Source organism: Lelliottia nimipressuralis, assembly GCF_004402045.1.
In the GTDB taxonomy this organism is placed as follows: Bacteria; Pseudomonadota; Gammaproteobacteria; order Enterobacterales; family Enterobacteriaceae; genus Enterobacter; species Enterobacter chinensis.
In genome coordinates this window covers 384,220-405,353 of the sequence record NZ_SOMG01000011.1, presented here as the reverse complement: position 1 = coordinate 405,353, position 21,134 = coordinate 384,220, and the positions used below count along the sequence as shown (strand labels likewise).

The 21,134-nt window shown below is 55.5% G+C and carries 17 protein-coding genes; 9 read left to right on the top strand and 8 right to left on the bottom strand.

Going from position 1 to position 21,134, the window contains the following annotated elements; translation table 11 throughout:
* The first annotated feature begins 98 nt into the window (after nt 1–98).
* A complete protein-coding gene (locus E3U32_RS23740) occupies nt 99–578 on the top strand; it encodes a hypothetical protein (protein WP_286164170.1) in 480 nt (159 codons plus the stop codon).
* A gap of 186 nt (nt 579–764) precedes the next feature.
* Here E3U32_RS23740 and E3U32_RS05130 read toward each other — a convergent pair whose 3' ends face one another.
* Together E3U32_RS05130 and E3U32_RS05125 are read right to left on the bottom strand one after the other, a co-directional pair.
* Nucleotides 765–2,198: a glycoside hydrolase family 32 protein gene (locus E3U32_RS05130; protein ID WP_134347892.1), complete on the bottom strand. Its 1,434-nt coding sequence runs from the start codon at nt 2,196–2,198 to the stop codon at nt 765–767.
* Between the two features lie 16 nt (nt 2,199–2,214).
* Nucleotides 2,215–3,456, bottom strand: coding sequence for an MFS transporter (locus tag E3U32_RS05125; RefSeq protein ID WP_134347891.1), 1,242 nt, complete (start codon nt 3,454–3,456; stop codon nt 2,215–2,217).
* Nucleotides 3,457–3,694: 238 nt separating this feature from the next.
* On the opposite strand from E3U32_RS05125, the gene E3U32_RS05115 reads away from it, so the two are divergent.
* The 3 genes from E3U32_RS05115 (at nt 3,695) to E3U32_RS05105 (ending at nt 7,908) form a co-directional block, all read left to right on the top strand.
* Complete coding sequence (locus tag E3U32_RS05115) at nt 3,695–4,702, top strand: LacI family DNA-binding transcriptional regulator (RefSeq protein WP_134347889.1); 1,008 nt, start codon at nt 3,695–3,697, stop codon at nt 4,700–4,702.
* A gap of 344 nt (nt 4,703–5,046) precedes the next feature.
* A complete protein-coding gene (locus tag E3U32_RS05110; RefSeq protein WP_134347888.1) occupies nt 5,047–6,423 on the top strand; it encodes a diaminobutyrate--2-oxoglutarate transaminase in 1,377 nt (458 codons plus the stop codon).
* Between the two features lie 18 nt (nt 6,424–6,441).
* Nucleotides 6,442–7,908 (top strand): pyridoxal phosphate-dependent decarboxylase family protein, encoded by a 1,467-nt coding sequence (locus E3U32_RS05105; protein WP_134347887.1) that lies wholly within the window; start codon nt 6,442–6,444, stop codon nt 7,906–7,908.
* A gap of 37 nt (nt 7,909–7,945) precedes the next feature.
* Here E3U32_RS05105 and E3U32_RS05100 read toward each other — a convergent pair whose 3' ends face one another.
* On the bottom strand, nt 7,946–8,461 hold the full coding sequence (locus E3U32_RS05100; RefSeq protein WP_134347886.1) for a protein disulfide oxidoreductase: 516 nt from the start codon (nt 8,459–8,461) through the stop codon (nt 7,946–7,948).
* 70 nt (nt 8,462–8,531) lie between these two features.
* Nucleotides 8,532–9,452, bottom strand: coding sequence for a LysR family transcriptional regulator (locus E3U32_RS05095; RefSeq protein WP_166790904.1), 921 nt, complete (start codon nt 9,450–9,452; stop codon nt 8,532–8,534).
* A gap of 122 nt (nt 9,453–9,574) precedes the next feature.
* Here E3U32_RS05095 and E3U32_RS05090 point away from each other — a divergent pair, with 122 nt between their 5' ends.
* Together E3U32_RS05090 and E3U32_RS05085 are read left to right on the top strand one after the other, a co-directional pair.
* The gene (locus tag E3U32_RS05090) at nt 9,575–11,353 is read left to right on the top strand and encodes an adenine deaminase (RefSeq protein WP_134347885.1); all 1,779 of its coding nucleotides are present in this window, start codon (nt 9,575–9,577) and stop codon (nt 11,351–11,353) included.
* Nucleotides 11,354–11,373: 20 nt separating this feature from the next.
* The gene (locus E3U32_RS05085) at nt 11,374–12,717 is read left to right on the top strand and encodes an NCS2 family permease (RefSeq protein WP_134347884.1); all 1,344 of its coding nucleotides are present in this window, start codon (nt 11,374–11,376) and stop codon (nt 12,715–12,717) included.
* Here E3U32_RS05085 and etk read toward each other — a convergent pair.
* From etk to E3U32_RS05070, 3 genes are read right to left on the bottom strand one after another with little or no spacing between them, the layout of a single operon-like run.
* A complete protein-coding gene (gene etk / locus E3U32_RS05080) occupies nt 12,714–14,912 on the bottom strand; it encodes a tyrosine-protein kinase (RefSeq protein ID WP_134347883.1) in 2,199 nt (732 codons plus the stop codon). The genes E3U32_RS05085 and etk overlap by 4 nt on opposite strands.
* Entirely contained in the window at nt 14,912–15,361 is a 450-nt protein-coding gene (locus E3U32_RS05075) for a protein tyrosine phosphatase (RefSeq protein WP_134347882.1), read from the bottom strand. Before E3U32_RS05075 ends, etk begins: the two co-directional genes overlap by 1 nt.
* Nucleotides 15,361–16,500 carry a polysaccharide export protein gene (locus E3U32_RS05070; RefSeq protein WP_134347881.1) on the bottom strand — a complete coding sequence of 380 codons (1,140 nt, stop codon included), beginning with the start codon at nt 16,498–16,500 and terminating at the stop codon, nt 15,361–15,363. Before E3U32_RS05070 ends, E3U32_RS05075 begins: the two co-directional genes overlap by 1 nt.
* Before the next feature lie 472 nt (nt 16,501–16,972).
* Between E3U32_RS05070 and E3U32_RS05065 the strand changes: the two genes are divergently transcribed.
* Both E3U32_RS05065 and E3U32_RS05060 read left to right on the top strand, forming a co-directional pair.
* On the top strand, nt 16,973–17,305 hold the full coding sequence (locus E3U32_RS05065) for an RcnB family protein (protein WP_134347880.1): 333 nt from the start codon (nt 16,973–16,975) through the stop codon (nt 17,303–17,305).
* Complete coding sequence (locus tag E3U32_RS05060; protein ID WP_134347879.1) at nt 17,280–17,735, top strand: GNAT family N-acetyltransferase; 456 nt, start codon at nt 17,280–17,282, stop codon at nt 17,733–17,735. The genes E3U32_RS05065 and E3U32_RS05060 overlap by 26 nt, the downstream gene beginning before the upstream one ends.
* A gap of 97 nt (nt 17,736–17,832) precedes the next feature.
* Here E3U32_RS05060 and apbC read toward each other — a convergent pair whose 3' ends face one another.
* On the bottom strand, nt 17,833–18,942 hold the full coding sequence (apbC, locus tag E3U32_RS05055) for an iron-sulfur cluster carrier protein ApbC (protein WP_134347878.1): 1,110 nt from the start codon (nt 18,940–18,942) through the stop codon (nt 17,833–17,835).
* A gap of 137 nt (nt 18,943–19,079) precedes the next feature.
* Between apbC and metG the strand changes: the two genes are divergently transcribed.
* Complete coding sequence (metG, locus tag E3U32_RS05050) at nt 19,080–21,113, top strand: methionine--tRNA ligase (protein WP_134347877.1); 2,034 nt, start codon at nt 19,080–19,082, stop codon at nt 21,111–21,113.
* The last annotated feature ends 21 nt before the right edge of the window (nt 21,114–21,134 follow it).

Sequence of the window (21,134 nt, the reverse complement as noted above, 5' to 3'; positions counted from 1 at the left end):
TCTTTCTGCTGTTCTGTACATGAGTCTTATAGCGTTAGGGGTATGGATCGGTTTGATGTTAGATACATATACGTATAACTGTAATTTATGAGGTAATAATGAAAAAGTTAATGATGATAGCGGTGTTAGCGGGTATTTCCTCCCTGCTTTCTGCATGTTCTTCACCTGCTGATAGAATGGCTAAGTGTGAAGCACAAGGAGTTAGTAAAGATGCTTGTTATATAGCAGAACAAAACCGCACGGCAACTATCAATGCTGCTGCTGAAAAACAGGCTCTTGAAAATGCTGCTAACGCTCTACAACATGCTCAATCAGCATACAAACATCTTCCTAAAGGTTGCACCCAGGTTATGGATGCAAACGGACAATGTGATGTTAAGCCAGCGAAGACAAGCAATAGCTTTAAGCAGTTTTCCAGTGAAGCAGATCATGTAATAAATAAGCCCATCTCTGATGCTGCTGAATATCTTCTTTCTAAAGACTGGAAACCTAATAACGGAGTATGGAAAAAATCAGTCTACACATTAACGCTTGTGGTTGAAAATGAGAAAGTATTGAATGCTCAACTTTCAAAATAAGTTCTAATATCTCACATTCATTAAGCCTTTAGTGTATTGCTAAAGCCGCCCTTAACAGATGGGCGTTTTTTCAATTACATTACTTAAGAGCAAAAAAATCATAGCTAAAAAAGGCGACTCCGGTCGCCTTTTTTAATTTCTGGCATGGCTGAAACGCCGCATGCCCTTATCCTGACATAACCCGTGTTAGCCTAATTGCCAGGCCCCGGCATTGATAAGCGACGCAGTCCCGGTCCAGGCAAACAGCGCCAGCTCGCGGTCCTCAGCATCAGGGTAAATGCGGCTGCTAAGACAGGCTTCTCCGTCATTAACAAACACCTCTACGGAAGAGCTGTCAAAGAACAGGCGCAGGTTTAGCGTGCCGCTCAAATCGAGCGCGACGCTACGTGTACCGCACAGGGCATACTGCGGATAGTGTCGCTCCAGCACCAGGCGCTGCATCTGCGCATCAACATAGACGCGTAGGCCCGCTCCAAGACGGATGCCGTATTGTTCCGCAGTGCTGCTAGCGCAATCCCACTGCAGAATAACCTCCAGCGCGTCGCAGCGTTCAACCAGAGCCATCTGCTGATTTGTCAGCGTACTTACCGGCCAGTGGAACCACGCTCCCCGGAGGCTTTCTACCTCTCGGGCCGGCCGCATTTGCAGACGGTTATCCGCGCTAAGCGTCAGTTCGCGCGGTAAAGAGAGCATGCCTGCCCAGCCGTCCTCCTGTTCCGGCAGGGGAGATTCCCACATGTCCAGCCAGCCGATAACGATACGGCGGCCATCCGGCGTCAGGAAACTTTGTGGCGCATAGAAATCATGCCCGCAATCCATTTCCACAAACTCACCTTCTCGCACAAAAGGCTGACCGGGCTGCCACTCGCCCACCAGATAGCCGCTCTGGAAAAGATTGCGATTTTTGAATCCTTCGGCAGCCAGCCCCTGAGGCGAAAACATCAGCACGCGTTTGCCGTTGAGAGTGAAAAAGTCCGGGCATTCCCACATGTAGCCCATCTCTTTTTCAGCCACCGCAAGCACGCCCATATCCTGCCACTCGCGCAGATCGGCAGAACGATAAACGCGCACCTGGCCCGTCTCGCCGTCACGCGCGCCGACAACCATGTACCAGCTCTCCCCTTCACGCCATACTTTCGGGTCGCGGAAGTGATGCAGGCCAGGCGGCGTGTCAACGATTATTCCCTGCCGGGCAAAATGAATGCCGTCACGGCTGGTCGCCAGGCACTGCACCTGGTAGAGATTCGCCTCGTCATCGGGATCGCCGTGGAATTTATGTCCGGTGTAAATCAGCGCCAGCGTATCGCCATCCACCACCGCCGAGCCGGAAAAACAGCCGTCCTTGTCTTCTGGCCCTTCCGGCGCCAGCGCAACCGGGAGGTGCTCCCAGTGAACTAAATCCTTGCTGCGCGCATGGCCCCAGTGCATCGGGCCCCACTGGGTCGAATACGGATGATGCTGGTAAAAAGCGTGATACCAGCCGTCAAACCAGACCAGGCCATTTGGGTCGTTCATCCAGCCAGCGCGTGCAGCGAGGTGGTAACGCGGATACCAGCGCAGGTTAATCCCTTCGCGTCTGGACTGAAGTTCCCGCTCTGCTTTCGTAATGGAATACGTCATTTCTCTACTCTTTCGTTCAGATGGTGGAAGGTTGCGGCATGAGCGGGTCGGAAGAGGACTTACCCGAGCGCAACAGGAAGATGGAGATAAACGTGGTGCTGAAAACTAACAGCCCCATAATGAGATAGGACTGGGCAAAGCCGTATTTCTCATAGCTGTAACCGGCCAGCGGCGACAGGACCGAGGCAATTACCGAGCTTGTACAGGCAAAGCCCACCAGATAGAGGGTGGAAGAGAGCCGCTTATCAAAATGTAAGCTGTTGTATTTAAAGATTGAGACCAGCAATACGGGCAGCTCAACCGCGTGCAGTAGCTTGGTAATGGAGATCAGCACCGGCCCCTCAACCAGACCCGATGCCACCATGCGCATCGCCATCACCATGCCCGCGAAAATCAGGCCATTCTTCGCGCCAAGGCGATTCACCAGCCATGGCGCGCAGAACATACCCGCCGCCTCAAGGAAAACCTGGAAGGAGTTGAGATAGCCGTACATGGCGTTCCCTTCCTGTAACGTCGGGAACTGGGAGGAGAAATAGACCGGGAACTGCTGGTCGTAAACGCCGTAAATACAGGTGCCGATAACGAAAAACACCAGCGCCCAGAACCGCGGCAGCGTCAGCAGGCGCAATGCATCTTCCAGCGTGACCTTACCGCCGGATACCGCTTCCTGCATGGCGTGCGGGGCGGAAGAGACCCTGAGACGCGCCAGCAAAACAAAAAACACCAGCCCCGCACAACTCGCGACGGCGAAGTTCAGCTTCGGATTAATGTTAAACAGGAGCCCCGCAAAAAAGGTTGCCACCGCCCAGCCAAGCGATCCCCACATCCTCGCCTTGCCGAACTCAAACTGGCTCTGGCGGGCCACGCGCTCGGTATAGGACTCCAGTACCCCTATCCCGCCGTTAAACGTCAGGCCGATATAAATCCCGCCGAAAATACTGCCGAGTAAAACGTTAATCTGCAGCAGATAACCAAACAGCAAAAAGGCCGGACCAGAAAGAATGAGCAGGCTGGTCAGAAACCAGAGCAGGTTTTTGCGCAGACCGAGTTTGTCCTGAATGAATCCATAGCAGATTTGAGCGAAAAGCGCGGAGACAGAAAGCACGGCATAGATAATGCCGGTGTCGCCCGCTTTTAAGCCCACCTCCTGGTGGAGCCAGATGGAAAGCAAAGAGCCGGAGGAAGACCAGGTGACAAAAAAGAAAAACAGTAATGCGCTCAATAATGGGTAGCTGTGAGAGTGATGCGTTTTCATCATGACATTCTCATGTTGGAGTAATGGTGTGATGGTAACGTTAACATTAAAGCCTGCTCATGCAGTTTGGATCAGATTTATGATGTTAATCACGAAAGTTAACGTTAACATTAAAGAAGTGAGATCGCGATCGACTATTCGTCAATCACGACGCGCTGATATTGCTTTATACATACCCTTCCTTTTACATCAGTCACTTAGTTGTATACCCTCTAACTAATAGCATAGACGGAGTAAGAAAATGGCTTCCCTGAAGGACGTCGCAAAGCTGGCTAACGTATCGCTGATGACCGTCTCACGTGCCCTTAACACTCCGGAACGCCTTAAACCGGAAACGCTGGCGCGCGTACAGCAGGCTATCGAGCAAACCAGCTACGTACCGGATCTTTCCGCCAAGAAAATACGCGGTGCGCATGCCTCGCCAAAAACCATAGGCGTGCTGGCGCTCGATACGGTGACGACACCTTTCTCGGTGGAGATTACGCTGTCCATTGAAGAGACGGCCCGGCTGCACGGCTGGAACAGCTTCGTCATGAATATGTTTACCGATGACAACCCGGATATGATCGTCGATCTGTTGCTCTCCCACCGCCCGGACGGGATTATTTACACCACAATGGGATTACGCCAGGTTCCTCTTCCTGCCAAGCTCCTCACCCTTCCCTGCGTGCTGGCCAACTGCGAAAGTGTCGGTGAACAGGTCGCCAGCTATATCCCTGATGATGAACAGGGGCAGTACGCCGCCGTGCAGGCGTTACTCGCCGAGGGCTATCGACGGCCCCTGTGTCTGCATTTACCCGCGGACCATCTGGCTACAACCCGGCGCCGCCGGGGGCTGGAGCGTGCATGCCGTGAAGCGGGGCTCGACCCGGACCGCCTGGAACACAGCTACATGGCGTTCGGGGACGAGCACTATCGTGACATCCCGTCAGTCCTGCTGGCGCATATTCAGAATGGCATTCCCAATTTCGATTCCGTTATCTGCGGTAACGATCGTATCGCATTGATGGTGTACCAGACCCTGCTGGCGCAAGGGCTTCGCATTCCTGAAGATATCGCGGTTATCGGCTATGACAATATGGTGGGCATTGGAGAGCTCTTTCTCCCCCCTCTTTCAACGGTGCAGCTGCCGCATTATGAAATTGGTCGCCTGAGCGCCCTGCATATTATTAACGGTGAAACCCATCGGGAAACCACGCGTGTTGAAAGTCCATTATTAATGCGTCATTCCGTTGCGCATCCCTCATGACCACCGCTTTTTGCACCTGTCGCAGAAATAAGTGTGCTAAGGAGGCGGTCAGCCTCCTTTTCAGTTAGCGAATGGCACGATTTGTCACACTCTTTTTTATGATTTTAACGTCAGGGCAGAAAACACGTAACAGGCTGTTTTTATTTGCCATAAAGTGCAACTCTTTTTCTGGAAACGGGGATAATTCCTCCCCTGTGCCCCATGTCACAAAACGGTAAACAAATTAACCATTGAGCCCCGTGGCAAAAGGCTCTATATTGGCGGCGTTTTTTTCAGGCCCCCATCTGTTTTTTAACTTTTTATTCAATCGTGGCTCATAACGAAGCGGCGGTTGTAGGAGTGATATGATGACGGATAAAGTCCGTATTGACACCGTAGATGCCCACAAAAGCAACGAAACCTATCTGGCCCGTCAGGCCGAGTTTGAATCTAACGTCAGGAGTTATCCGCGCAAACTGCCTTTAGCGATCACTAAAGCAGAAGGCGTGTGGATTACCGATGCAGATAATAAAGAATACCTTGACTGTTTAGCAGGCGCAGGCACCCTTGCGCTTGGCCATAACCATCCTGATGTGCTGAAAAGCATCCAAAATGTCATTACCAGCGGCTTGCCGTTACATACTCTGGATCTGACAACGCCTCTGAAAGACGCGTTTTCCGAATATCTGCTCTCTCTGCTGCCTGGTCAGGGCAAAGAGTACTGCCTGCAGTTTACCGGTCCATCCGGTGCTGACGCCGTTGAAGCGGCGCTGAAGCTGGCGAAAAAAGTGACCGGTCGTAGCGGTATCATCAGCTTCTCTGGTGGTTACCATGGTATGACCCACGGCGCACTGTCCGTGACCGGCAACCTGTCTCCGAAAGAAGCGGTTGACGGTATGATGCCAGAAGTACAGTTCATGCCTTACCCGCACGAATACCGTTGCCCGCTGGGTATCGGTGGTGACGCGGGCGTGAAAGCGCTGACTTACTACTTCGATAACCTGATTAACGACGTTGAAAGCGGCGTGCGTAAACCTGCTGCCGTCATCCTGGAAGCGGTTCAGGGCGAAGGCGGTGTGAACCCGGCTCCGGCTGAGTGGCTGCAGCGCATCCGTAAAGTGACTCAGGAACACGGCATTCTGCTGATCCTCGACGAGGTTCAGGCTGGCTTTGCCCGTACCGGTAAATTCTTCGCCTTCGAACACGCTGGCATTGAGCCAGACATCATCGTGATGTCTAAAGCTGTAGGTGGCGGTCTGCCACTGGCCGTGCTCGGTATCAAAAAGCAGTTCGATGCATGGGCGCCAGGTCACCACACCGGTACCTTCCGCGGCAACCAGCTGGCGATGGCAACCGGTCTGACGACGCTGAAAATCCTGAAAGACCAGAACATCGCAGGCAAAGTGGCTGCACAGGGCGAATGGCTGAAAGGCCAGCTGAAAGAGATGGCGAAACGTTACCCGGTTATCGGCCACGTTCGCGGTCTGGGCATGATGATCGGTATTGAGATCGTTAAGCCACACGAAGCCGCTGACCACATGGGCTGCTTCCCGGGCGACGGCGAGCTGTCTGCACTGATTCAGAAGAAGTGCTTCGAAGCCGGTCTGATTCTGGAGCGCGGTGGCCGTAACGGTATCGTCCTGCGTCTGCTGCCTTCTCTGCTGATCAGCGATGAAGAGCTGAAGATCTTCCTGGATAAATTCGAGCAGGCGCTGCTTGCTGCGGGCGTTCGCCCGGCGTAACCGGAGTTGTTGATTACGATGTCTGATTCAAACCCAATTTTGTTCTCCTCTGCGCAGAGCATTGAAGCTTACCAGCAGGCGATTGAACAAAGCACTCAGGCTGTGATGCAGTGGCTGAAACAGCCTGAGATGTACCAGGGCAAAACGGTCGCGGAACTGCGCGACCGCATTAAGCTGGATTTCAACCCGAAAGGGCTGGGCAACGAAGCGGCGATTGAACGCGCCGTGGAGTTCTTCCTGAAAGACAGCCTGTCCGTTCATCACCCGCAGTGTGTGGCGCACCTGCACTGTCCAAGCCTGGTGGTAAGCCAGGCGGCGGAAGTGCTGATCAACGCCACTAACCAGAGTATGGACTCCTGGGATCAAAGCCCGTCCGCAACCATCATCGAGATCAAACTGATCGAATGGCTGCGTACCCGCGTGGGTTATCAGGCTGGCGACGCCGGTGTCTTCACCAGCGGCGGCACCCAGAGCAACCTGATGGGCCTGATGTTGGCTCGTGATGCGTTCTTTGCGCGTCAGGGCCACTCCGTTCAGCAGGACGGTCTGGTTGGCGATCTGCGCAAAATCCGCGTGCTGTGCTCTGAGAACGCACACTTCTCCGTGCAGAAAAACATGGCGCTGATGGGTCTGGGCTACCAGTCCGTCGTGCAGGTGAAAACGGATGAATTCTCCCGTATGGATCTGACCGATCTGGCGGCGAAAATTGATCGGTGCAATGCGAACGGCGAACAGATTCTGGCGATTGTCGCGACGGCAGGTACCACCGACGCCGGTGCTATCGACCCGCTGCGTGCCATTGCCGAACTGGCGGCGAAGCAGAACATCTGGGTACACGTTGATGCGGCCTGGGGCGGCGCGCTGCTGATGTCTGAGCAGTATCGTCACTACCTGGACGGCATTGAGCTGGTGGATTCCGTTACCCTGGACTTCCACAAGCAGTTCTTCCAGACCATCAGCTGCGGCGCGTTCCTGCTGAAAGAAGCGCGCCACTATGAGCTGATGCGCTACCAGGCGGCCTACCTGAACTCTGAGTTCGACGAAGAGGCAGGCGTGCCAAACCTGGTGTCCAAATCTCTGCAGACCACCCGTCGTTTTGACGCGCTGAAGCTGTGGATGAGCCTGGAAGCGCTGGGTCAGGAGCAGTACGCGGCGATCATCGATTGCGGCGTGACGCTGGCACAGCAGGTTGCGGCTTACGTGAAAGAGCAGCCTGCTCTGGAACTGGTTATGCAGCCACAGCTGGCAAGCGTCTTGTTCCGCTTCCATGGACAGGTCCAGATGGACGACGCGGGTATCGCCCTGCTGAACCAGAAAATTGGCGATGCGCTGCTGGAATCCGGCCGTGCAAACGTCGGTGTCACCGAGCATAACGGTGTGACCTGCCTGAAGCTGACGCTGCTGAACCCAACCGTGACGCTGGAGGATATTAAAATCCTGCTGTCACTGGTTGAGCGCACCGCGAAGGAAGTTCTGGCTAAGTAATACAAAACCCCTCTTCCGCCGGAAGAGGGGTTTATCTTTATACGCCTGCCCACCACATCCTGATTTTTAATCCCCAGTAGCTCGTCCAGCCCGTCGTGGTGCTGACAACGTTACCCTTCGACACAATGACCAGCGTCGGCGTCACGCTCACCTGCCATTCCTGCGACATCGCACCGTTTTCATCGTTTATCACCGGCATTTTTAGCTGTTTCTTTTCAACCCAGCGCTCAAGCTTTGCGTTATCACCGGAGCGCATGGCAATACTCACCACATTTCCGCCCTCTTCTGCCAGCTGATTAACCGCAGGCGTCGTGTAGCGGCAAATGCTGCACCAGGTGGCCCAGACGTAAATCAGCAGCGGTCGCTCCTGGCTGAGCGCCGCGATATCGTGCATCTTGCCGTCAATGCTCTGCATCGGGGTTGTGCTAAAGCTGGCGGGCAGCGTCGGCTGACGGTACCGATCCACGCCCCACACCACGACCAGCGTCAGCAGAACGAGGATGATCCCTTCCCGCACCCAGCGGCGCAGTCGACTCATTTTGCGGTTGTCCATTGTGACCTCTTGATTTAACGAAGGTCATCTTATCGGGCTGCGCGCCACCATGCTGTAAAGAAGTGTCGCGTTACTTCGTGCGTAAGGTGTCGACCATCAGCGTAAAGCAGGATTCAATGAGCGGGGGAAGCGCCTGCGGAGCACGCATCAGCGCCACCGTGCGGGACAGGGCCGGCTGCTGAAGATGAACTACCTTAAGCTGCGGATCCTGCAGATGGGTGGTATAAAGCTGCGGCAATATCGCCACGGCCAGCTTCGAACGCACCAGGCCGTAGAGCGTCTCGATATAGTCCAGCTGATAGCGCGTCTGCAGCGAGAGACGATGGCTTTCGGCAAGCGCATTGACCAGCCGCTGGATGTTACCTTTGGAGAAGACGGCAATATCCCGCCCCACCAGCTGTTTCCAGGGCACGTGCGCCGACGCGGCCAGCGGATCGTCGCAGTGGAACACCGCGACAAACGGGTCCTCCTGCAGCGGGAACACGTCCAGCTCTTCGGGAACCGAGCTGTCCAGCGCCCCGATACCAAAATCAATCTGCCCTTTCAGGAGCTGCGCCACCAGCGCGTCGTTGGTTTGATCGTGAAACTCCACCCGGAGGCGTGGAAAGGCCTGGGCAAGCGTCTGCGGCAGCAGCGGAAACAGCAGTGAGCTAACGGAAGGCACCAGGCCGATACGTACCGTGCCGTCGCCGCCGGCCTGCACAATCTGCTGCATATCATCAAACGCAATCTGCGCCACGCTGAGCACCCGCTGCGCGTGCGGCAAAATGGCGTGGCCCAGCTCGGTCAGCGTGACTGCAGACGCGGTTCGATTGACCAGCTTGCCGCCGAGTACCGTTTCGATTTGCCGCAGGGCGCTGCTGAGCGCAGGCTGGCTGATGGCCAGTTTACTGGCGGTATCCGTAAAATGACGCAGCTGCGCCAGAGTGACAAAGTACTGAAGCTGCCGAAGGGAGAGCGCAGGCAAGCGCTGCCAGGGTTCCGTCATCATTATCCATTACACGCGTCACAGAATAACCCGGGGTTATCGGGCGATAAATTTTATCAGCTGGGCAAACGTTTGCCGGGTGCATAGAGTAACGTCAATATTTCAATGCTGGAACTGTTAATTGCATGACTGCCGAAACCCGACGCCGCGCCGTTCAGGCCGCACGAGGCGAAACGCCGTTTGACCTGTTGCTTACCCATACCCGCATTGTCGATATGGCAACCGGTGAGATCCGCGAGGCGGATGTGGGCATCGTTGGCTCACTCATCGCCAGCGTTCACCCACGCGGCAGCCGTGACGATGCGCTTGAAACACACGACCTGAACAACCAGTTCCTCTCTCCGGGCCTTATGGATACGCATGTTCACCTTGAAAGCTCGCATCTGCTGCCCGCGCGCTACGCGGAGATCGTGCTGGCGCAGGGCACCACGGCGGTCTTCTGGGATCCGCACGAGCTGGCAAACGTGCTCGGGATGAATGGCGTCCGTTTTGCGATTGAGGCCAGCCGCAACCTGCCGCTGCAGGTGATGGTCGCGGCGCCCTCGAGCGTGCCTTCCACACCGGGGCTGGAGATGTCCGGCGCGGACTTTGCTGGCGAAGAGATGAATACCCTGCTCGGCTGGCCAGAAGTGCGCGGCGTGGCGGAGGTGATGGACATGCACGGGGTGCTGAACGGCAGCCAGCGTATGCTGGCGATCCTGCAGGCAGGCCTGGAAAGTGGGAAGCTCATTGAAGGCCACGCGCGCGGCCTCAGCGGCGCCGATTTACAGGCGTATCTGGCGGCGGGCGTCACCTCCGATCATGAACTCACCTCCGCCGAGGATGCGCTCGAAAAATTGCGCGCCGGGCTGACGCTGGAGATCCGCGGTTCGCACCCCTATCTGCTGCCCGAGATTGTTAGCGCCCTGAAAACGCTGCCGCATCTCTCGTCACAAATCACGGTCTGCACCGATGATGTTCCGCCTGACGTCCTGCTGGAAAAAGGCGGTATTATCGCCCTGCTCAACCTGCTGATTGAACACGGTCTTCCGGCAACGGACGCGCTGCGGTTTGCCACCCTGAATGCCTCCCTTCGCCTGCAGCGCAACGACCTCGGGCTGATTGCCGCCGGTCGACGCGCGGACCTGGTGGTGTTTGACTCCCTGGAAAAACTCTCGGCTCGCCGGGTGTACGTCGCCGGAAAATGCATTGCCCGCGACGGGGCGATGATCGAGCCACTCGCAGCTACGCCGCTGGCGCTACCGCGTGATACCGTGCGCCTGTCGCCCCTGGCCGCCAGTGATTTTTACATGCGCATCGATAACGCGAAACACGGCGTTGCGCGCCTGCGCCATATCAGCGGCGCACGTTTTACCCGCTGGGGCGAAACTGACGCCCGGGTACGTCACGGACGCATTGAGATACCGGCTGGCTTTAGCCTGATCTGGGTTCAGCACCGCCACGCGCGGCATGCGGCAACACCGCAAATCGCTCTGCTGGAAGGCTGGGGAGAGCTGCGTGGAGCCATCGCCACCAGCTATTCCCACGACTCGCACAATCTGGTGGTGCTGGGCCGCGATCCAGACGATATGGCGCTGGCCGCCAACACGCTGATCGAGAGCGGTGGCGGGATGGCGCTGGTCCAAAACGGTAGCGTTATCGCGCATGTTGCGATGCCGATCGCGGGCATGCTGTCAGAACTTCCCCCTGCCGAGCTGGCCCGCCAGTTCAGCGAATTACGCGATCGCAGCAGCCAGATTGCCGACTGGGAGCCACCGTACCGGGTCTTTAAAGCCATTGAAGGAACCTGCCTTGCGTGTAACGCCGGGCCGCATCTGACCGATCTTGGACTGACCGACGGCAGCACGCGCCAGATTGTCAATCCGCTGATTTCCTACCGGGAAACCCCGGACACCACGCAATAATATCGAAGGAGAGCCGGATAATGGCCGACAACACCGTTAATTCGCCAGCACCAGGGAGCTGGATTGAACGTCGTTTTGCACTGCATACGCGCGGCAGTACCGTGCGTACCGAATGTCTGGCAGGTCTTACCGGTTTTCTCGCCGCAGCCTATTTGCTGGTGGTCATCCCGGGGCTGCTGGCCGTGGGCGGGATGGATAAAGGGGCGGCGACCACGGGCACGATTTTAGTGTTTGTGGCCGGTACGCTGCTGATGGCGTTTTACGCCAACCTGCCGTTTATCGTCGGGCCGGGCATTGGTGGCTCGGTGCTGGTCGGGGTGACGCTGGCTGGGAGTGAAGGCATCGGCTGGCAAATTGGCCTGGGCATTGCCTGCTGGTCGGGGATTTTGTTCTTCCTTCTCACCCGCTTTGGCCTGCGTGAAGTCGTCACCCGTTCGGTGCCGCAGTCCATCAAGCTGGGGCTGACGGCGTCTATTGGACTGTTCGTTGCCGTACTGGGCTTTCGCAACGCCGGGCTGGTGCTGGCCAACGCGAAAACCAACGCGCTGATGCTGGGCGATTTTCTGTCGCCCGCAGCGCTGGTGGCATTAGCCGGTTTGTTCCTGGCCATTGCCCTGCAGGCGCGGCGTATTCCGGGGGCGATCTTATGGGCAATCCTGTTCGCAACCCTCGTCGGCCTCCCGCTGGGCGTAACAAAATTACCCGCCAGCTTCATTGATATGCCCCACTCGCTGACGCCGGTGCTGGGCCACATAGACATGCTGGGTGCACTGAATATTGCCTTCCTGCCGTTCCTGTTTGTCTTCTTTGCCTCGGAGTTTTTCTCCACCATGGGCACCACGCTGGCGGTTGGGGGCGAAGCCGGGCTGCTGGATGAAGAGGGCAATATGGCCAATATCAATCGTCCGTTTATGGTGGACTCCATTGCTGCCGCGATAGGTCCGTGGGTCGGCATTCCTGCCGCCACTGCGCTGATTGAATCCTCGGCGGCCGCGGAAGCGGGCGGGAAAACCGGCATGACGGCGCTGGCTGCCGCGTTCATGTTCCTGCTGATGCTGCTGTTTACCCCCGTTGCGCTGATGATCCCGAAAGAAGCCACTGCGCCCGCCCTGATCCTGATCGGTCTGAACATGTTCAGCGGCCTGCGTAAGGTGGATCTGGCGAACTTCACTGACGGGCTGCCGGTGCTGATGATGGTAATGATTACGCTCATTGCCAACAGCTTTGGGACAGGTATTGCAGGGGGCCTGCTGTTTTACATTGTCATTAAAGCGATTGCAGGAAAATGGCGAGAAATCCCTGTTGGACTTTGGATCCTCGCCATCCCGCTGGTCTATTACTTTGCCACGCTGGTGAAGCATTAATCCTTGCGCTGTTGCCGTGTCGGGCTTTGACCATACTCGTAATGGCCATAGCCCGCACTGTAATAAAGCGCGGCCGATTTCACCACGTCATTCAGCACGGTACCGTTGATACGCGCGCCCGTTTGTTGCAGACGCTTGATGCTGTTTTCCATCTCTTTCAGGCTGGTCTTGCCAAAGCGGGCGACAAGCAGTGAGGTTGCCGCCACCGGGGCGGCCACTGCGGTATCGGTAACGGCGAGCACCGGCGGCGTATCAAGGATCACAAGATCATAGTGTTCATCTGCCCATGCCATTACCGCCCTGAAGCGTTCGCTCATCAGCAGTTCTGCAGGCCGCAGCGGAACCGGCCCGCAGGTCAGAACATCAATATTGCCTTTTTCATAGCGCTGAATCGCCTCCTGACACGCGCACTGTCCCTCAAGTACGCCGGACAGTCCGGTGTGATTTTTCAGGCCAAACACGTTGTGGACATACCCCTCGCGCATATCTGCATCGATGAATAACACCCTGAGCCCGGCCTGTGCCTCAATCGCGGCCAGCGAGGTGCTGACAAGCGTTTTTCCGCAGTCCTGGGTGGGACCCGAAATCATGACGATTCGGTTAGCGGCTTCCTGCAGCGTAAAGTGCAGACTGGTGCGCAACCCCCGTACCGCCTCGACAAAAATATCCGCAGGCCGGTCTACGGGCAGAAAGGGTACGTCGGTTACCCTATGTTTCCAGCGCGTGCCAAACGCTCGTTTTCTGCGCAGGTTGGTTTTTTTCCACAGCCATACCGAACGCGGCAAGGTAGCCATCACCTGTACGCCCAGCCCTTCCAGTTGCTCAGAGGTATTGATGCCGCGTCGGAGTGCAATGTGGACCAGCACCAGGCCCATCGAGCACATCAGCCCCAGCAGGATACCAGCGACGATAATCATCGGTTTCCGCGGTTTAATGGGTTCGGGTTGCGTCACCGCGCTGTCGATAATTCGCACGTTGCCGATGGCGCTGGAACGAGAAATGTTCAGCTCCTGCTGGCGGGTGAGAAGCTGCAGGTAGATGGTGCGCCCGGACTCCACGTCCCGACTGAGGCGCAAAATATCCTGTTGGGTGGAGGGCATGGCTGAAATACGCTGATTCAGACGGACCTTTTCCTGTTCCAGCGTCTGACGTTTTTCACGCAATGCGCGGTAGTTCGGGTGCTCTTTCTTAAACAGCTGCGAGATTTCCGCCTCACGAAACGTCAGCTCGTTAAGCTGGTTTTCAATATTCACGATCTGCTCGAGAACCGATTTCGCTTCAAGGGAGAGGTCGACCGAATCCCGCTGTTTGCGATACTGGTTCAGCCGCTCTTCGGCCAAATCCAGGTCGTTTCTGATTTTGGGTAACTGCTGCTGCAAAAAGGCAAGGCTGCGGGCATCCTGCGCCTCCTGGCGGGCGATATTCTGCTGCAGATAAATGTGAGCAATTCGGTTGAGGACATTAGCAATATGCTCAGGATCGCTACCGGTCAGGGTCAGCGTCAGCACGCCGCTCTGCCTGGCAGACTCAGCCACGTTGAATTGTGCACTCAGGTCGTTAATCGCCTCCAGACGGGTCTTGGTCTGGAGCGTAAACCGCGTGCCTGGTGGGGCATTAAGCGTCTTGACCAGCAGGGATACCCCCTCCTTTTCCAGCGCAGCCCCTTCCCTGCCCTCGGCGTAAAAATTGTCCCCCTCCAGCCGATACGCGCCTTGTCCCATCACGGTAAGCATAAGAGAGCGTGGTTTGCCTTCAACCGGAGAGAGCTGAAGCCAGCCAAGGGTTAAGGTGGCGGGCTTGCGGCCCTGCAAACGCGCCCACAGGCGTCCCACAACAGGGAGAGTACGCTCTGTCACATGCTGCGTTAAGCCCAATGCGTCTACCGTTGCGCCCAGGATCATGCGCGATTTCAGCAGGAGGAGTTCTGGCTCAACATCGGGGGACAGTTCATTACTGAACTGGCTGAGATTTTTGAGCAGGCTGTTATCCTGTTTTCCTTCGACCTGGATTAAGGCGTCTGCGCGATAAACGGGCGTAGCCAAAAAGGCATACAGCCCAGCAAGCAGAGTGAAAACGAGAGTCATTGTTAAAATAACTGCACGGTGATCGAGCATCTCGCCGAGGAGACGAACGAGATCAATTTCGTGATTTTCGGGTGCTGCTGCACCGTAACTGTCTGTTGTATATGACGACATTAACGCTTCATTCCTTTTTGACTCAACCGATACGCCCATTCCTGACTGGCTTTTCCCAACTGCCCGAAAACATAGTCAAATGCTTCATGACTCTTACGATAGGGATCGGGGATGTCCTGCGGCTCAAGCCATTGTCCAAAGAGCAGTGTTTTGCCGCGGATTTCCGGGGCCATGGCGGAGATAAAGCGAAGATGGGCAGGCTCCATCACCAGAATAAGATCCGATTCCCGCATCAGTTGGGGGGTCAGCCTGCGCGCGCGATGCCCTTCCAGTGAGATCCCATGTCGCCAGGCCACTTCCCGGGCACCGACATCCGCCGGGCTTCCCTCCAGCCCAAAAATGCCTGCAGACGTTATTCGCTTTCCCGGTACCCGCTGACGCAACAGCCGCTCTCCTATCGGCGAGCGGCAAATGTTTCCTGTGCATACCACTAAGATGGAATCGAACATTATTGCGGCCACTGTCTGATGTAACGAACCGTTTCGGTCAGGTCATGAACGCCAGAGATGGTCGGTACAAGCTGAGTGATGACGCGATTCCAGCGCGACAGCGGTGCCGTGGTGACATAGACAATGTCGTAGGGCTCAAGCTGAAACTCGGTGCCCAACACCATCGCGGAGGCATCCTGCGCATTTAGCTGGTAGATGTTGGCGATTTTCCCCGCATGATTGCCTTTCCTGATGGAGCGAATGACAAAAATGCCCGTCGCATCGGCCATGTCCTGATTTAACCCACCCGCATTGCTCAGCGCTTCTGCAAGGGTCATCCCGCTCCTGTCCATCTTCAGCGTGCTCTGCTTGATCACTTCGCCCATCACAAAGACTTTCAGAGCGTCATTACGCGGAACAAACAGGATGTCGCCGGGATAGAGCAGCTTATTTTGCGTCAGGTCGCCGTGCTGCATCAGCGCGTAAAGAGAGAGGCGCGAATCTTTCCCCTCGTGGGTGAGTACCACATTGCGCCAGTCAGCGTCGGCAGACAGTCCCCCCGCCGCGTTGACGGCATCCATTACCGTCAGAGGGATGTTGGTAATCGCCTGCTGGCCGGATTTGGCGACCTCTCCGGTGACATAGGCTTTTTGTGAACGAAATGCCGCCACGCTGACATCCACCTGCGGGCTTTCGATGACGCTATCCAGGCGTGCGGCAATCTCTTCCCTGACTTCAGAAACCGTTTTTCCTGCGACAGGGAGTTTGCCGACATAGGGATAAAAGAGCGTACCGTCCGCATTCACCCAGTTACCGGTGTCACTGGCGCTGCGATATTGCCCGGCCGGGGTCGTCAGTTCAGGGTGATCCCAAACGGTGACGGTTAAAATATCCCCAGTTCCGATACGGTATTCCCAGTTTTTGACCTGCTCATCCAGCTTAGGATTTGGCTGAGATTTCGCACTGGCAGGACGCAGTTTCTCAATAAGAGCAGGGGTAAGAGGATAAAGATCGACACGCTTATCTAAATTAGTATTGTCATCTCCGGACGCGATAATATTTTTCCCCGACGAGCTTAATGTTTGCCCAGGAGAAAATACGCAGCCCGTTAACTGACTTATCGCTAAGAATATTACAGATAATACCGTTGTGTTTTTCATTAGAATTAATTTATCGTTCATGGTTGCAACAAACGCGCAACAGGCAACCCATTAAGAATTACCTATTTTTCAACGCATTGCTTTTTAAAGTAATTAAATCGAAAACACACATCACCGATGTGATGTATGGGAATAAATGAAGGACCGGAATCACGTAAGATGAGAATTAAACCGCTCCGCTTTTATAAGTTTAAATCGGCTTTTAATAAAATGCATGTACTTCAGGCTACAAATCTATGATAAAACTGTATTTTCAGATTTAATTAAAAAAAACATTACTGCACTGAATTAGTCTTAGCAAATAACATTCATAAACAAAATACTATTAACCTTTTGATCTACACAAAACCGTTCACTTTTGTTACATTTTTTTTCGAACAGACTCTGCTGCGATACTTAAAATAGGCTGTCTGCCATATCATCAACACAACAGCAGGCTGAAAGTATCAGTAACGGTATAACTGGAGATAAAATGGCTAAGCGTACATGGCTGCTTCTGGGTGTAGTAATGTCTCTTGCAAGTGCGGCTTCAGCGGCCCCGCAAACGGCATCTGCGCCATCCGGCATCAAAGCCTACGAGGAACAAGAGTTCATCGCGGATTTTACAAAGTTTAAAATTGGCGATACAGCGCCAGCGCAGTATCAAACCCCCGAGTACACCATTAAACAGTACCAGTTGCGTAACCTTCCGGCCCCGGATGCGGGTACCCACTGGACCTATATGGGCGAAAACTACGTCCTGATTGGCGATGCAGACGGCAAAATCTACAAAGCCTACAATGGAGATATCTTCTATCATCGCTGATACGATCCTGGTTCGTCCCTGGCAGGAAAGTGACCGCCCTTTCCTGCGTACGCTCTTCCACCACGCCCGGCGCGAAGCCTGGCCATGGCTGGACAGTTCAGACTGGCAGCTTGAAGATTTTGACACGGCAACCCGTGACGAAGTGATTTGGGTTGCTGTTCAGAACGGCCATCGTCTGGGTTTTGCCTCCGTCTGGACGAACGATAATTTTCTGCACAACCTGTTTGTTGACCCGCAGTATCAAAGCCTCGGGGTCGGGCGTCTGCTCCTGGAACAGGTGCAGAAGGCGTTTACCAGTACGGGTTCACTTAAATGTCTGGTGAAGAATGCGCGGGCTATCGCGTTTTACCAGCGACACGGCTGGCACATTGAGGCGACGGGAGATTCTCCGGAAGGAGAGTATTATCTGATGCATTACCGATTGCGTTAAAGTCGGGTGACGGCTTCGCCTTACCCGACCTACGTGATGGTGCCATTTGTAGGCCGGGTAAGGCGAAGCCGCCACCCGGCAATCCAGCGTTGGGGATTTACACCGCGCGGAACGCGATTTCCCCCGGAATGATTTCGCCCTGCCAGTAGAGCTGCGCCGCAACACGCCCCGCCAGCTGACGATACATCTCTGCAAATTCGCTGTCCGGACGGCTGACAACCGTCGGCTTTCCGCTGTCCAGATCTTCACGCAGGGTAATGTGCAGCGGCATCTGACCCAGCAGCTGGGTGTGATACTTCTCGGCCAGTTTTTCTGCCCCACCGGTACCGAAGATAGGTTCGTGGTGACCGCAGTTGCTGCAGATGTGCATGCTCATGTTCTCGACGATACCGAGCACCGGCACTTCCACCTTCTCGAACATCACGATGCCTTTTTTGGCGTCGATCAGCGCGATATCCTGCGGAGTCGTCACGACGACCGCACCCGTGACCGGAATGTTTTGCGCCAGCGTCAGCTGAATATCACCGGTACCCGGCGGCATGTCCAGCACCAGATAATCCAGATCCGGCCACATCGTCTCCTGCAGCATCTGCATCAACGCTTTGCTGGCCATCGGACCACGCCAGACCATGGCGTTATCGTCGGTGACCAGATAACCGATGGAGTTAGTGGCCAGACCGTGCGCCATAATCGGTGCCATATGGGTGCCGTCCGGTGAGGTTGGACGCTGGTTTTCCGCGCCCAGCATGTTCGGCACGGACGGCCCGTAGATATCGGCATCCAGAATACCGACTTTTGCCCCTTCGGCAGCAAGTGCCAGGGCCAGGTTGACGGCCGTGGAGGATTTACCCACCCCACCCTTGCCCGAACTGACAGCAATGATGTTTTTCACGCCGTTCACGCCGGGCTGATTCTTCACGCGCTTAAGCGTGGCGATGCTGTGGGTCAGCTTCCAGTCAATCGCTTTCGCACCGGTAATGCGCAGAAGGTCAGCGCTGGTTTGCTCTTTCAGCGCGTCAAAGGCGCTGGTCCAGACAAACGGCATCTGCAGCTCAATGTGCAGCGTATCGTCCAGCCAGGCAACGTGGTGTAACGCTTTCAGCGTAGTGAGATTGTGCTTCAGGGTTGGATGCTGAAAGTTAGCCAGCGTCCCGGCGACCATTGCTCGTAAGGCTTCCGGTGATTTGGCCTGGGATTGAGAACTCATCCCGACTCCTTTGTTCTTGTGAATAAGACCTTAGAAGAACAAGTTTACCTGAAAGGCCGTGGTTTGTGCTTACTTAATAATGCCCCTTTTGGTAATATCAAAAACCCTTTTCACAGTTAAAAGAAGTAATGCCTACTATGACTCAAGTCGCGAAGAAAATTCTGGTAACGTGCGCACTGCCGTACGCCAACGGCTCAATCCACCTCGGCCACATGCTGGAGCATATCCAGGCTGATGTCTGGGTCCGTTACCAGCGAATGCGCGGCCACGAGGTTAACTTCATCTGTGCGGACGATGCTCACGGCACGCCGATCATGCTGAAAGCGCAGCAGCTGGGGATTTCCCCGGAGCAGATGATTGCCGAAATGAGTCAGGAGCATCAGACCGATTTTGCTGGCTTTGACATCAGCTATGACAACTATCACTCCACGCACAGCGACGAAAACCGTCAGCTGTCGGAGCTGATCTACACCCGTCTGAAAGAGAATGGTTTTATCAAAAACCGCACCATCTCTCAGCTGTACGATCCGGAAAAAGGCATGTTCCTGCCGGACCGTTTCGTCAAAGGCACCTGTCCAAAATGTAAATCTCCGGACCAGTACGGCGATAACTGCGAAGTGTGCGGCGCGACCTACAGCCCTACCGAGCTTATCGAGCCGAAATCTGTAGTTTCCGGTGCAACGCCTGTGATGCGTGACTCCGAGCACTTCTTCTTCGACCTGCCGTCCTTCAGCGAAATGCTGCAGGCGTGGACCCGCAGCGGTGCGCTGCAGGAGCAGGTGGCGAACAAAATGCAGGAGTGGTTCGAATCCGGTCTGCAGCAGTGGGATATCTCCCGCGATGCGCCGTACTTCGGCTTCGAAATCCCGAACGCACCAGGCAAATACTTCTACGTCTGGCTGGACGCGCCAATCGGCTACATGGGCTCTTTCAAGAACCTGTGCGACAAGCGTGGCGACACCGTCAGCTTCGACGAATACTGGAAGAAAGATTCCACTGCCGAGCTGTACCACTTCATCGGCAAAGACATCGTTTACTTCCACAGCCTGTTCTGGCCGGCGATGCTGGAAGGCAGCAACTTCCGTAAGCCAACCAATCTGTTCGTTCATGGCTACGTGACGGTGAACGGCGCGAAGATGTCCAAATCTCGCGGGACGTTCATCAAAGCCAGCACCTGGCTGAACCATTTCGACGCGGACAGCCTGCGCTACTACTACACGGCGAAGCTCTCTTCCCGCATCGACGATATCGACCTGAACCTGGAAGATTTCGTGCAGCGCGTGAACGCGGACATCGTCAATAAGGTGGTGAACCTCGCCTCCCGTAACGCGGGCTTTATTGCCAAGCGTTTCGACGGCGTGATGGCGGCAGAACTGGCTGACCCAGCTCTGTACAAAACCTTCACCGACGCGGCGGCCACCATTGGCGAGGCGTGGGAAACCCGTGAATTCGGTAAAGCAGTGCGCGAAATCATGGCGCTGGCTGACCTGGCAAACCGCTATGTGGACGAGCAGGCACCATGGGTTGTCGCTAAGCAGGAAGGCCGCGATGCCGATCTGCAGGCCATCTGCTCCATGGGCATCAACCTGTTCCGCGTGCTGATGACGTACCTGAAGCCGGTTCTGCCGCAGCTGGCAGCCCGTGCTGAAGCGTTCCTGAACACCGAACTGACCTGGGATGCCATGGCGCAGCCGCTGCTCAGCCACAAGGTGAACACCTTTAAAGCGCTGTACAACCGCATCGAGATGAAGCAGGTTGAAGCCCTGGTGGAAGCGTCTAAAGAAGAGGTGAAGGCAGCTGCAGCACCGGTTACCGGCCCGCTGGCAGACGATCCGATTCAGGAAACCATTACCTTTGACGATTTCGCCAAAGTCGACCTGCGCGTGGCGCTGATTGAAAATGCGGAATTCGTGGAAGGCTCTGACAAACTGCTGCGCCTGACGCTGGATCTGGGCGGCGAGAAGCGTAACGTCTTCTCCGGCATCCGTTCTGCGTATCCGGACCCGCAGGTGCTGATTGGTCGTCAGACCGTGATGGTCGCCAACCTGGCACCGCGCAAAATGCGCTTCGGCATCTCCGAGGGGATGGTGATGGCCGCGGGCCCTGGCGGGAAGGATATCTTCCTGTTAAACCCAGACGAAGGCGCGAAGCCGGGTCAACAGGTGAAATAACAAAAAAGCCGGAGATTATCT